This window comes from Algiphilus sp. (assembly GCF_023145115.1).
Lineage (GTDB): Bacteria > Pseudomonadota > Gammaproteobacteria > Nevskiales > Nevskiaceae > Algiphilus.
Genome location: NZ_JAGLEJ010000014.1, coordinates 83,463 through 95,697, shown reverse-complemented (window position 1 = coordinate 95,697; position 12,235 = coordinate 83,463). Strand labels below are relative to the sequence as shown.

Sequence of the window (12,235 nt, the reverse complement as noted above, 5' to 3'; positions counted from 1 at the left end):
GGCTGTCCTTCCGGCAGGATCAGAGCCCCTGGCTCAGGCGCCGCTGCGAGAACAGGTCATCGTCCAGCGACTGGTTGTACCGGATGTTCTTCCAGGTGATGACGCTGGCATGCTCGGTCTGCTTGCCCTTCTTGGTGGTCATGACCATTTCGGTCGGCGTCCAGATGCCGTCGATGCGCTCCAGTTCCTTGACCTCCATGAACTTCATGCGGTCGCCCTTCTCCAGCCAGTTGACCGAGCGGATCGTCACGAAGTTGTCCTGTCGGACGAACATCACCGACCTGGTGTAGCCGGTGCGCTCGACCTCCTCCTCGCTTCTGGGCGTGGCGAGGATCTGCCACACCGGATGGCCATTGACCTCGGTCTCCTTCATGAGCTCGTAGTCGTAGTCGTCGATATCCGGCGTGCTCATGTCGGCGTAGGTGAAATCCGAGCCCATGAAGCTGCCGCTTTTGTCGGACGAGGCGATGCGCTTGACCTTGTTCAGTGCCGGCAGGTACAGCCACTGGTCGTCGTCCCGGTCGCCGGCGTCGTAGTCGAAGGTGAGGAAGCCGGTGTCCTCGACGTTCGCCGGGCCGAGGAAGAACATGATGCTCTGCGAGTCCTCGGGATTGTCCGGCGCGTCGCGCCGGAAGGAGCGAATCTGCCGTTCGCGCGTGTCGCCGTCGCCATCGATCAGCAGCATGTTCATGTCCATGACCGCGTTGTCGCCGTCCTCGCGGTCGTAGACCTTCTGCATGATGTCGCGCGCCGACAGCTCGGCGGCACCCGCCACGGGAACGGCGAGCAAGGCGGCCAGGGTCAGGGATAGGGAGATGCGGGTCATGCGGTTGCCTCCAGGAGTTGTCGTTGCTTGCGCCGCGCCAGCAGGGTCATCAGCGCCGGCGCCAGCAGGGCGTCGGCGAGGAAGGCGACGAGGATGCAGAAGCCGGTGAGCAGGCCGAAGTCGCGCAGGTTGTGCATGGTGCCGAGCAGGTTCACGAAGAAGGCGCCGGACAGCACCAGCGACGTGATCATCAGCGCCTTGCCGGTGGTGCGCAGCGTCTCGCGCACGGCCTGCCGCTCGTCGCCGAGCTGGGCGTAGTAGCGGTGGAAGTTGTGCATGAAGTGGATGGTGTCGTCCACCGCCAGGCCCAGCGCGATGGAGCCCACCAGCAGGGTGAAGGCATCCAGCGGAATCCCCAGCAGCGGCATCAGCGCCAGCGTGACGATGATGGGCGCGAGATTGGGGATCATGCTGATGAGGCCGGTGCGCACCGAGCCCACCAGCAGCATCATCAGCGGCGCGACGATGGCGAAGGCCATGAGGTAGGCGCGGATGGTGTCGCCGATGAGCGACTTGACGCTGCCGGCGAGGATCATGATGACGCCGGTGAAGGTGATGTCGGCGCGGTCGCCGATGCGTTCCTCGAAGCCCGCCTTCAGCTCGGTCAGATAGTCCGGGTACAGCACGCCATCGACGAAGGGCATCTTGGCGGTGATGCGCATCTTGCTGAACTCGGTGTCGACGATGTCCTCGAGATCGTCGCTGCCCGAATTCTCGAACAGCAGCAGCTCCTGGGCAATCAGCTCGCGACTGTCCGGAATCTCGTAGTAGGCCGGATCGTTGCCGTTGAGCGCCTGGTGCAGCTCCTTGTTGATCTGGAGCAGCGAGGTCGACTTGCCGGACTGCACGCCGTGCACCTCGAGCTCGTCCATGAAGGCCACGGCGCTGTCGACGGCGTGCAGCAGCTCGGGGTCGTGCAGGCCGTTCTCGACGCCGGTGTCGATGATGATCTCGGAGAAGGTCGCGCCGCCGAAGTGGCGGTCGATGACCTCGGTGGTGCTCCGTACCTCGCTGTCGGCCGGGAACCATTCCAGCGGGAAGTGGCTCGGCCGGATCTGGGCGGCGATGACCAGGCACACCGCGAGCAGCGCGAACCAGATGCCGACCACGCGCAGCGGATGGCTGGTGGATACCTCCGCGCACCACATCAGGAAGCGCTGGAAAAGCCCCCCGCTGTCATCGTGCAGGCCGCGGTTGCGGAACGGGGTCACCGCGATCAGCGCCGGCAGCAGCGCCAGCGAGAACAGCAGCGCGCAGATGATGCCCATGGGCGCGATGATCCCGATGTCGCCGATGGGCTTGAGGTTGGCGGTGACGAAGGACGCCAGGCCGCCGGCCGTGGTCAGTCCCGTCATCATGACCGCCAGACCGGAGTGCCCCAGCGCGTAGCGCAGTGCCTCGCGCTTGTCGTTGCCGCGATCGACGGCCTGGAAGTAGACCGTGAACACGTGCACCGCATTGCCCACGCCGACCGCCAGCAGCAGCGAGGGCAGGATCTGCACGGCCGTGGTGATGACCATGCCGAAAAAGCACATCAGCGCGAAGGTGAAGTACACCGCCAGCGCGGACACGCTGATCGGCAGAACCACCATCACCCAGCGCCGGAACACCGCGAACAGCAGCACCGAGATCAGCACGATGCCCACGCCCGAGAACAGGAACATGTCCCGCCCGAGGATGAAGGTGAGCTGGTGCATCATGAAGGGCGAACCGGCGATGCCGATGTCGAAGCCCGGCCGGGCGAAGTCGCTCTTCGCCGCCCGGATGGTGTCGATCATCGCGTAGATCTCTTCATCGGTGATGAAGCGCGCCTCGTCGGCGGCGGCATCCTCCGCGGCGTCATCGCCCCCGCCCTTCGCCATGAGGGCGTCCGCGCCGCCGAATCCGGACTCGAAGTCGAAGGCGTCAGGGTCGTCGTCCGCGCCGGCACCGGAATAGCTCGCGGTATAGGTGTCCGGCGTCACGATCAGGATCGTGCGCTGCAGGTCCGGGCTGACGTAGTGATTGCGGTAGAGCGGATTGCTCCGGATGCGCTCGCGCAGCGCGTCGAAGCCGGCATCGCTCTGCGGCCAGTCCTCGAGCAGATCCTTGACGATGAGCTCGTCGTCGCGGCCGATGGTCAGGCGCGCGTTGATCAGGCTGTCGACCTTGTCGACCTGCGGCACCGATTCGAGGAATTCGTGCCATTCGCGCAGCCGGCGCAGGAAGGCATCGTTCACGATATCGCCATCGCTCTCGACCAGCACGACGATGCGCTCGTCCTTGCCGAACTCGCGCTGGAAGGCGTCGTAGGTGACGCGCGCGGGGTCGCTCTTGCGCAGGTAGCTCTCGTTGGAGGTATCGACCTGCATGGTCTGGAACCAGGTCGAGAAGTACACCAGCGCCAGCACGATGGTGGCGATGATCCACCACGGATGGTCATGACAGAACGCGCCCCAGCGCGCGAAACCGTCCTCGATGCGCGCCCGCACGCGGTCGAAGCCTCGCGATGCACGGTCGCTCATGCGCGGCTCACCGCGCGCCCGTTCTCCACACCCGAGACACCCGCGCACGCCGCTTGCGCTGCCAAGGTCATTGCTCTCCCCGAACTCGCGGCGCCGACCGCCGCAACGTGATGCCAAGCGCGACTATAACGGCTTTACACTTTCGATCAAGTTGTATAGCAACGCTCGTCCGGGCGGACGGGGCGCACGAACTGGCGTCGCGACTAGCCTGCGGGGATCAGTCATCCACGGGAGAGCACCATGCTAAGCCAGCAGGCGATGTCGGACCGACTCGAGATCGAGACGGTGCTGGTGCGGTACGTCAACGCCATCGACACCCGCGACTTCGATGCCCTCGACGCCGTGTTCACGCCCGATGCCCGCATCGACTACACCGCGATGGGCGGCATGGCCGGCAGCTATGCCGAGGTGCGCCCCTGGCTCGCCGATGTGCTGCCCCGCTTCCCGGCGTACTACCACCTCCTCGGCAACATCGCCGCTACCATCGACGGCGACTCGGCGCACTCCCGCACCGCCTGCTTCAACCCGATGACCGTCGAGCTCGCCGGCGGTGTTCAGCAGACCATGTTCCTCGGCCTCTGGTACATCGACGACTGGCTGCGCACGCCCGAGGGCTGGCGCATCACCCGCCGGATCGAGGAGAAATGCTTCGACCACAACGTGCCGGCGCCGATGAACACCGGCACCCAGGCAAGCTAGTCATTCCGGACGAAGCCGCTGCCGCGGCGATCCGAATAATGCGCCATACCAGCCAAGCAACGCGGACCCGATACGCCCATGGCCACTGACGCCGACGCGCAGCCCCGGGACGGCACGCTCGCCGTCTCCGCGCCCCTGGAAGTCGATGCGGTCGACGGCGGCTGGGACGAGGAGTGCGACGTGCTGGTGACCGGCTTCGGTGCCGCCGGCGCGGCGAGCGCGATCAGCGCGCACGATGCCGGCGCCCGGGTCCTGATCTGCGAGCGCTTCGAAGGCGGCGGCGCCACCACCATCAGCGGCGGGGTCGTCTACCTCGGCGGCGGCACGCGCCATCAGCGCGATTCCGGCTTCGACGACACGCCGGAGGCCATGCGCGCCTATCTCGCCACCGAGGTCGGCGATGCGGTCTCCCCCGCTACCCTGCAGCGCTTCTGCGACGACAGCCGCGGCATGCTCGACTGGCTGGAATCGCTGGGCGTCCCCTTCGCCGGCGAGAGCGATCCGCCCAAGACCTCCTACCCGCGCGACGGCGTCTATCTGTACTACTCCGGCAACGAGAAGGTGCCCGAGGTGGCGGCGATCGCGCCGCCGGCGCCGCGCGGCCATCGCACCGCGGTACCCGGCATGTCGGGCTACGGGCTGTTCGCGGCGCTGCGCGAGGCGGTCGCTGCCCGGGGCATCGCGGTGAGCGCGCAGACTGCCGTGCGCCGCCTGGTGCGCGAGCGCGCCACCGGCGCCATCCTCGGGGCCGAGGTCGCACGCCTGCCCCCCGGCTCGCGCGCGGCGCGCCGGCACGCGCGACTGGCGCGCTGGGCCGGCCGCCTGCACAACGTGGCGGGCGGGCTTGCCGATCGTCTCCGGGCCCGCGCCTGCGCCATCGAGCGCGAGCACGCCCGCACGGTGCGCGTGCGCGCCCGCAACGGCGTCGTGCTGACCACCGGCGGCTTCGTGTTCAATCGCGCCATGGTGGCCGAGCATGCCCCCGCCTACGGCGCCAATCTGCGCCTCGGCGCCACCGGCTGCGACGGCAGCGGCATCCGCCTGGGCATGTCGGCCGGCGGCGATACGGCGCGGCTGCACAAGGCATCGGCGTGGCGCTTCATCAACCCGCCCTCGCCCTGGCCGAAGGGCCTGATCGTGGACACGCAGGGCCGGCGCTTCTGCAACGAGGAGGTCTATGGCGCCCGCCTCGGCGTCATCATGTGCGAGCAGCACGACGGTCGCGCCTGGCTGATCCTGGACCGCGAGCTGCGCCGGCAGGCCACCCGCGAGGCACTGTTCGGCAAGCTGCGCGCCTTCCAGAGCGTGCCCTCGCTGATCATGATGCTGTTCGCCCCGCGGGCACGGTCGATCACCGCACTGGCCCGAAAGCTGCGCCTGCCGGCGGCCAATGTCGAGGGCGCAGTGGCGGCGATGAACGATGCCATCGCGCAGCAGCGACCGGACCCGCTGGGCAAGTCCGAGAGCACGCGCCACGCGCTGACCGAGGGCCCGTTCTACGCCATCGATATCTCGGCCACCAGCCCGGTGTTCCCGCTGCCGACCATCACGCTCGGCGGTCTGCGCGTCGACGAGCAGACCGGCGCGGTGCTCGATGCGGACGACGCCCCCATTCCCGGCCTCTACGCCGCGGGCCGCGCAGCGGTCGGCCTGGCATCGAACGGCTACGTCAGCGGGCTGTCGCTGGCCGACTGTCTCTGGTCCGGTCGCCGGGCCGGCGCGGCCATGGCGGGCGGCGTGCAGGCCGCGCCACGGGATGCCGTGCCGGCGCCCGGCGGGCACGCGGACGATGTCGCGACCGCCTAGTCGCGTCCGCGTCTACCGCACAGCCACCGACCGACAGGACACGCACCGCCATGGACAGGCCCAACGACAGCGTCGCCATCGCGATCGCCGCACCCGGAGCGCCGGTCGATACCGCAGCCAGGGCGCCCACTCCCGCACCGGAAGCCGACCGTTTCGTCGACGGGCCCGCGCCGCACGCCCGCAACGGCGGCCGCATCCGGGGCGAATGACCATCACGCACGCTACCGCGCCATGACCGCACCGCAGTACCACCGCATCACCGTCGAGGACGTCACCGCCGAAACCGCGGACGCGCACTCGATCACCTTCTCGGTGCCCGAGCAGCTGCTCGATACCTTTGCCTACAAGCCCGGCCAGCATCTGCAGCTTCATGTCCCGCACGAGGACCGCAAGCTGCCGCGCTGCTACTCGCTGTCGTCGAACCCGTTCGCCGGCGAGATGCTGCGGGTGACCGTCAAGCGTGTGGCCGACGGCCGCGCCTCGAACTGGATCTGCGACCACCTGGCCGCCGGCGACAGCGTCGAGGTCGCGGCGCCGGCCGGCGTCTTCGTCCCGCGCACCCTGGACGCGGATCTCCTCATGTTCGCGGGCGGCAGCGGCATCACGCCGGTGTACTCGATCCTGCGCTCGGTGATGACGGCCGGTCGTGGGCACGTACGGCTGATCTACGCCAACCGCGACAGCGACGCCATCATCTTCCGTGATGCGCTCGCCGCGCTCGCCCGGGAGCACGCCGACCGGCTGGAGATCATCCACTGGCTCGACAACGTGCAGGGCCACCCCAGCGAGACCCAGCTGACCATGCTGGCCCGCGGCTGGGAGCGGGCGGACTGCTTCGTGTGCGGACCGGGCCCCTTCATGGATACCGCCGTCGCGGCGCTCCACGGCATGGGGGTGCCGCGCGCGCGGGTCCACGTCGAGCGCTTCGTGTCGCTGCCCGACGATGCCGATGCACTGGCCGCACCCGAGCCCGATGCCGGCGCCACCACCATGCCGCTGACCGTGCACATCGACGGCGGCACGGTCGAGGCCACCGCGCGCAGCGGCCAGCCGCTGCTCGATGCCCTGGAGGCCGCCGGCGTCGAGGCACCGCACTCGTGCCGCAGCGGCGCCTGCGGTGCCTGCATGTGCCGCCTCGAGGAAGGCAGCATCGATCACCGGCACAACGTGGTGCTCGACGAGCAGGACCTTGCCGACGGCTGGATCCTGTCGTGCCAGGCACTCCCGACGTCGCCGCGGCTCACCATTCGCTATCCCGAATAGAGGAACGCGTCATGCACACCACACCGGAGGTCTTCGCCGATGCGGTGCGCCGCTACGGCAACAGGCCGGCCCTGGTCGACGAGCAGGGTCGCGCGACCACCTACAGCGAGCTCGATGCCATCCGCAAGCGCGCGGCGGGCGCGCTGATCGCGCGTGGCATCCAGCCCGGCGATCGCGTCGCCATCTGGGCGCCCAACACGGTGCAGTGGGTGATGGCGGCGCTGGCCATCCACAGCGCGGGCGCAGCGCTGGTGCCGATCAATACCCGCATGCGCGGCAAGGAGGCGGGCTACATCCTGGCGCGCAGCGGCGCACGCCTGATGTTCTGCGCCGGCGACTTCCTGGGCACCCACTATCCGGGCCTGCTCGGCGACGATCGCCCCGACACCCTGGAAGACATCGTCATCCTCCACGATGCCCGCGCGAGCGATACCGGATGGGACGCCTTCCTCGATCAGGCGCCCTGGGCCCACGAGACCGAGGTGAAGACGCGCGCGGCATCGGTGACCGCGGACAGCGTCATGGACATCATGTTCACGTCCGGTACCACCGGTCTGCCCAAGGGCGTGGTGACCTGCCACGGGCAGAATCTGCGCGTGATCGCCGAATGGTCGCGCTGCATGGGGCTGAAGGCGGACGACCGCTACCTCGTCGTCAATCCCTTCTTCCACGCCTTCGGCTACAAGGTCGGCTGGCTGGCCGGGCTCATGCACGGCATGGCGGTCTATCCGCAGGCGGTGTTCGATGCCGCCACCGTCATGGAGCGCATCGGCCGGGACCGCATCTCGGTCCTGCCGGGCCCACCCACCCTCTTCGTCAGCCTGCTCGACGACCCCGACCGCGCCAGCCGCGACCTGTCCAGCCTGCGCGCGACCATCACCGGCGCGGCCGCGGTAGCCCCCAGCCTGATCGAGCGCATCCGCGCCGAGCTCGGCTTCGAGATCGTGCTGACCGGTTACGGGCTCACCGAGACCTGCGGCATCGTCACGCTGTGCGACGCCGACGACGACGCCGAGACCATCGTCAACACGGTGGGGCGCGCCCTGCCCGCCATCGATCTGCGCTGCATGGACGACACCGGCAAGCTGCTGGGCCCGAACGAGACCGGCGAGGTCGTGGTGCGCGGCTACAACGTCATGCAGGGCTACCTCGACGACGCCACGGCCACCCACAAGGCGATCGATGCGGCCGGCTGGCTGCACACCGGCGACATCGGCAGCATCGACGACAACGGCTATCTGAAGATCACCGACCGCCTCAAGGACATGTACATCTGCGGCGGCTTCAACTGCTACCCGGCCGAGATCGAGCGCCTCGTCGCCGCCCATCCGGCGGTGAGTCAGGTCGCCGTCGTCGGTGTTCCCGATGCGCGCATGGGCGAGGTCGGCAAGGCCTATGTCGTGCCGCGCAGCGGCCAGCAGCTCGACGAGGCCGCGTTCCGCGAGTGGTGCCGGGACCGGATGGCCAACTACAAGGTGCCGCGCCATCTCGAGCTGCGCGAATCACTGCCCACCAACGCCTCGGGCAAGGTGCTGAAGTACGAATTGCGTGGGAAGGAATCCTGAAGCACAGCTTTGAACCACAGATTGCACAGATTTCCACAGATTCTTTTCCGGTTCTGGTGGCGCTGACGGAGTCAGCGCCACCAGCAAGAATCCCCTGAATCTGTGAAATCTGTGGTTCCAACAACCTAAGGAGGAGCGATGAGCGACAAGCAGCTTGAAGGCGTGGTGGCAGTGGTCACCGGCGCCTCGCGCGGGGCCGGCAAGGGCATCGCGATTGCGCTCGGCAGCCATGGCGCCACGGTCTACGTGACCGGCCGCTCGCTGAACGAGGGGGACGCCGCCCTGCCCGGCACCATCGGCGCCACCGCCGAGGCCGTGACCGACGCCGGTGGCACCGGCGTCGCGGTGGCCTGCGACCACGCCGATGACGCCCAGGTGGAAGCGCTGTTCGAACGGGTGAAGGCCGAGCAGGGCGGGCTGGATATCCTGGTCAACAACGCCACCTTCGTCCACGACCAGCTCATCGAGCCGGGCGGCTTCTGGGAGAAGCCGCTGGACATGACGCGCATCTTCGACGTCGGGCTGCGCTCGTCCTACGTGGCGAGCTGGTTCGCGGCGCCACTGCTGGTTGCCCGCGGCGGCGGCCTGATGGTGTTCACGTCGTCATTCGGGGCGCGCTGCTACATGCACGGACCGGCCTACGGCGCGCAGAAGGTCGCCGTCGACAAGTTCGCCGCCGACATGGCGGTCGACCTGCGCGAGCACGATGTCGCCACCGCGTCGATCTGGATGGGCATGCTGCAGACCGACCGCACACGCCGGGTGATGGCACAGGATCCCGACAAGTACGCCGGCTTCTGGGATATCGCCGAGACGCCGGAGTTCACCGGACACCTCGTCGCCGCGCTCTACCGCGACCCGAAACGCATGGAACGCAGCGGGCAGACGCTGATCGGCGCCGAGCTGGCGCAGGAGTACGGGCTCAGCGAGACCGACGGCCGCCAGCCGCCGTCGCATCGCGAGATGCTGGGTGCGCCCGTGCAGGCGCACCCAGCCATCGTCCAGTAGCGCGACCGGCTACCAGCGCACCACGCCGACCACGCCGAAGGTCCGCGGCTCGCGGAAGTTGGCGATGGTCAGCCCGCCGAAGCCGGGCCCGAAGTCGATGAAGTTGGTGGCGGCGTCCTCGTCGAGGGCGTTGCGCACCCACAGCGCGACCTCGCCGAATGCCCCGTTGCCCAGCGGCAGCTCGGCCATCGACAGGCGGGCGTTGAGAATGCCGTGGGCCTCCACCTCCGAGTTCTCGGCAACCTGGGCAGCCGGGTTGTAGCCCGGCTCGCCCGGTCCGCTGAGCTGGTACGGGTAGGTGAAGAAGGCGTCGGTCCAGGAGTAGTCGACGGTGGCGCGCAGCACGCCGAAGTCGAACTGATGGATATCGCTGTCCAGCACGATATTGAAGGCGTGGTCCGGCGCGTGCACGAAGGCGCGGTTGTCGGCCTGGTCGACACCGGCGTCGATGTATTCGTCGTAGTCGGCGTCGAGGAAGGTGTAGTTGAAGCTGAAGGTCGCGAAATCGCCGATCAGCCACTGGCCTTCCAGCTCGAAGCCGTCGATGGTGGCCTCGCCGGCGTTGCGGATCACCGTGGCCGCCGCGCCGCTGCCCAGGAAGATCGAGGTCTGCAGATCCTCGAGCTCGTTGTGGAAGACCGCGCCGCTCAGGCGCAGGCGGTCGAAGCGGCTCTTGAAGCCGGCCTCGTAGCTGCGCTGCTTCTCGGGCTTGAACGGGGTCTTGGTCTCGGCGATGTTCAGCGCGATGAGTTCGGCGATGTCCTCGCCCTCGGCGCCGGTGGGCGGCTGGCTGAACTCGCCGTTGAAGCCTCCGCTCTTGAAGCCCTCCGCGTAGCGCAGATAGGTGCTGAAGCGCTCGGTGACGCGCCAGTTCAGTGCGGCCACCGGTGTGGTGTCGCTGAAGGTCTCCTCGGCGCTGGTGCCTTCCGGGATCAGGTAGAGGAAGTCACCCCCCGGGCTGCCCGCAACGCCGAAGCGGCGATCGAGCTCCTTGGTTTCCCGGGTGTAGCGCGCACCGAGGGTGGCGGTGACGGCATCGGTGAGCAGGAAGTCGAGCTGGCCGTAACCGGCCCAGGCGTCGGTGCGCGTGGCGTACTGCGAGTCGAAGACCTGCGCCCCGCCGAAGAACTCCTGCGGGTTCTCGGTCTCGCCGTCGTCGCCGAAGTAGTACAGGCCGCCGACGAACTCGACGATGCCGACCCGGCCGAGGAACTGGATGTCCTGCGAGATCTGGTCGTAGTCGGTGAAGCGCTGGGTCAGCGCCACCGGCAGCGGCGATCCGTCGAGGTCGAGGGAGTCGCGCCAGTCCATGCTGCGGTAGCCGGTGATGGACTTGATGGAGAAGTCGTCGAGCACGTCCCAGGTCAGCGTCAGCGAATGCCCGCCGATCTCGGCGACCTCGTAGCTCGGCGCATTGACGGCTGCCGACTCCTGGCGCTCGCGCGAGGCGAAGGAGGGCAGCGCCTCGAAGGGTGCCCCCGGGCTGAATGCCGGGAACTCGGCACTCACCCGATGGAGCTGCGTGAAGTTGTTGGTCTGATCGACGTAGGACCGGTCGAAGCGGTACTCGAGCAACAGGTCCGGCGTCACGTCGTAGTCGACCGCCAGCCGCATGCCGTCGTTGTTGCGATCGTTGAAGGTCTCGACCGAGCTCGCCCGCGTGGTGTCGATCCAGCCGTCGCGCCGCTCCATGCGCGCGCCGATGGCGATGCGCAGGCCGGCCATCTCGGGGAGGGAGAGATTCACCTTCTGGACCATCGAATCGTAGTTGCCCACCTCCAGCGATCCGCGGCCGGAGAACACGCCCTGCGGCGCCTGCGTGCGCAGGTTGATGGCGCCGGCCAGCGTGTTGCGGCCATAGAGCGTGCCCTGCGGACCGCGCAGCACCTCGACCGATTCGAGGTTGACCAGGTCGAAGATCGAGCCCTGCGACTTGCCGATGTAGACCCCGTCCAGATACACCCCGACCGCGGGATCCCAGTAGATCGCCGGGTTGATCTGCGTGATGCCGCGTATGGAGATCTGCGAGATGGTGGTGTTGCTGGGCGTCTTGCTGATCTGCAGGCCCGGCGCCACCGCATCCATCTGCCCGATGTTCTCGATGCCGCGGCTCTGCAGCTCGTCGGCATTGAGACCGCTCACCGCGATCGGCACGTCCTCCAGCGCCTGCTCGCGGCGCTGGGCGGTTACCACGATCTCCTCGATGGCGCGCTGCTGCCTGGCGCCGCTCTCGTCGCCGGTCGCATCATCCTGGGCGGCAGCCGCCCCGCCGAAAAGCAGCGCGCCGCCGGCAAGGCCGGACATGAGCGTGCGCAGAAAACCACCGGAAGGGGTCGCCGATCCGGTCACCCGATAGCGTGTCATCGTCTCCACCTCGTCGTTCTAGTCGTGGGCATGGCGCCGTCCGGCACCTTCCATCATCGACCGTGCCGGCAGCCCCCCGCCCTCGCCTCACCCGATCGGATGACCCGCGCTCCGCGGAGCACCGGGTCATGCATTCGCATGAGGCCGCTGCCCGGCCGGCGTCGCACCATCGCCCCACCATTCCGAAGGCGCGCCCATGA

At 68.3% G+C, this 12,235-nt stretch carries 9 protein-coding genes; 6 read left to right on the top strand and 3 right to left on the bottom strand.

Going from position 1 to position 12,235, the window contains the following annotated elements; all coding sequences use genetic code 11:
- Window positions 1–19: 19 nt before the first annotated feature.
- A complete protein-coding gene (locus tag KAH28_RS04870) occupies window positions 20–826 on the bottom strand; it encodes an outer membrane lipoprotein-sorting protein (protein WP_290574766.1) in 807 nt (268 codons plus the stop codon).
- Complete coding sequence (locus tag KAH28_RS04865; protein ID WP_290574765.1) at window positions 823–3,330, bottom strand: efflux RND transporter permease subunit; 2,508 nt, start codon at window positions 3,328–3,330, stop codon at window positions 823–825. The genes KAH28_RS04870 and KAH28_RS04865 overlap by 4 nt, the downstream gene beginning before the upstream one ends.
- A gap of 240 nt (window positions 3,331–3,570) precedes the next feature.
- Between KAH28_RS04865 and KAH28_RS04860 the strand changes: the two genes are divergently transcribed.
- The 6 genes from KAH28_RS04860 (at window position 3,571) to KAH28_RS04835 (ending at window position 9,671) form a co-directional block, all read left to right on the top strand.
- Window positions 3,571–4,029 carry a nuclear transport factor 2 family protein gene (locus tag KAH28_RS04860; protein WP_290574764.1) on the top strand — a complete coding sequence of 153 codons (459 nt, stop codon included), beginning with the start codon at window positions 3,571–3,573 and terminating at the stop codon, window positions 4,027–4,029.
- A 78-nt stretch (window positions 4,030–4,107) separates the two neighbouring features.
- Window positions 4,108–5,835: an FAD-binding protein gene (locus KAH28_RS04855; protein ID WP_290574763.1), complete on the top strand. Its 1,728-nt coding sequence runs from the start codon at window positions 4,108–4,110 to the stop codon at window positions 5,833–5,835.
- Window positions 5,836–5,885: 50 nt separating this feature from the next.
- Window positions 5,886–6,044, top strand: coding sequence for a hypothetical protein (locus KAH28_RS04850; RefSeq protein WP_290574762.1), 159 nt, complete (start codon window positions 5,886–5,888; stop codon window positions 6,042–6,044).
- Between the two features lie 22 nt (window positions 6,045–6,066).
- A complete protein-coding gene (locus tag KAH28_RS04845; protein WP_290574761.1) occupies window positions 6,067–7,098 on the top strand; it encodes a ferredoxin--NADP reductase in 1,032 nt (343 codons plus the stop codon).
- Between the two features lie 11 nt (window positions 7,099–7,109).
- Window positions 7,110–8,663, top strand: coding sequence for a FadD3 family acyl-CoA ligase (locus KAH28_RS04840; RefSeq protein WP_290574759.1), 1,554 nt, complete (start codon window positions 7,110–7,112; stop codon window positions 8,661–8,663).
- A 138-nt stretch (window positions 8,664–8,801) separates the two neighbouring features.
- On the top strand, window positions 8,802–9,671 hold the full coding sequence (locus KAH28_RS04835; RefSeq protein WP_290574758.1) for an SDR family NAD(P)-dependent oxidoreductase: 870 nt from the start codon (window positions 8,802–8,804) through the stop codon (window positions 9,669–9,671).
- 9 nt (window positions 9,672–9,680) lie between these two features.
- Here the strand turns inward: KAH28_RS04835 and KAH28_RS04830 are convergent, their stop codons facing one another.
- On the bottom strand, window positions 9,681–12,035 hold the full coding sequence (locus KAH28_RS04830) for a TonB-dependent receptor (RefSeq protein WP_290574756.1): 2,355 nt from the start codon (window positions 12,033–12,035) through the stop codon (window positions 9,681–9,683).
- Window positions 12,036–12,235 lie beyond the last annotated feature (200 nt).

Excerpts from the sequence above, each read along its gene's own strand:
- KAH28_RS04870 (WP_290574766.1), bottom strand. The coding sequence starts at position 826 with ATGACCCGCATCTCCCTATCCCTGACCCTGGCCGCCTTGCTCGCCGTT.
- KAH28_RS04865 (WP_290574765.1), bottom strand. The coding sequence starts at position 3,330 with ATGAGCGACCGTGCATCGCGAGGCTTCGACCGCGTGCGGGCGCGCATC.
- KAH28_RS04860 (WP_290574764.1), top strand. The coding sequence starts at position 3,571 with ATGCTAAGCCAGCAGGCGATGTCGGACCGACTCGAGATCGAGACGGTG.
- KAH28_RS04855 (WP_290574763.1), top strand. The coding sequence starts at position 4,108 with ATGGCCACTGACGCCGACGCGCAGCCCCGGGACGGCACGCTCGCCGTC.
- KAH28_RS04850 (WP_290574762.1), top strand. The coding sequence starts at position 5,886 with ATGGACAGGCCCAACGACAGCGTCGCCATCGCGATCGCCGCACCCGGA.
- KAH28_RS04845 (WP_290574761.1), top strand. The coding sequence starts at position 6,067 with ATGACCGCACCGCAGTACCACCGCATCACCGTCGAGGACGTCACCGCC.
- KAH28_RS04840 (WP_290574759.1), top strand. The coding sequence starts at position 7,110 with ATGCACACCACACCGGAGGTCTTCGCCGATGCGGTGCGCCGCTACGGC.
- KAH28_RS04835 (WP_290574758.1), top strand. The coding sequence starts at position 8,802 with ATGAGCGACAAGCAGCTTGAAGGCGTGGTGGCAGTGGTCACCGGCGCC.
- KAH28_RS04830 (WP_290574756.1), bottom strand. The coding sequence starts at position 12,035 with ATGACACGCTATCGGGTGACCGGATCGGCGACCCCTTCCGGTGGTTTT.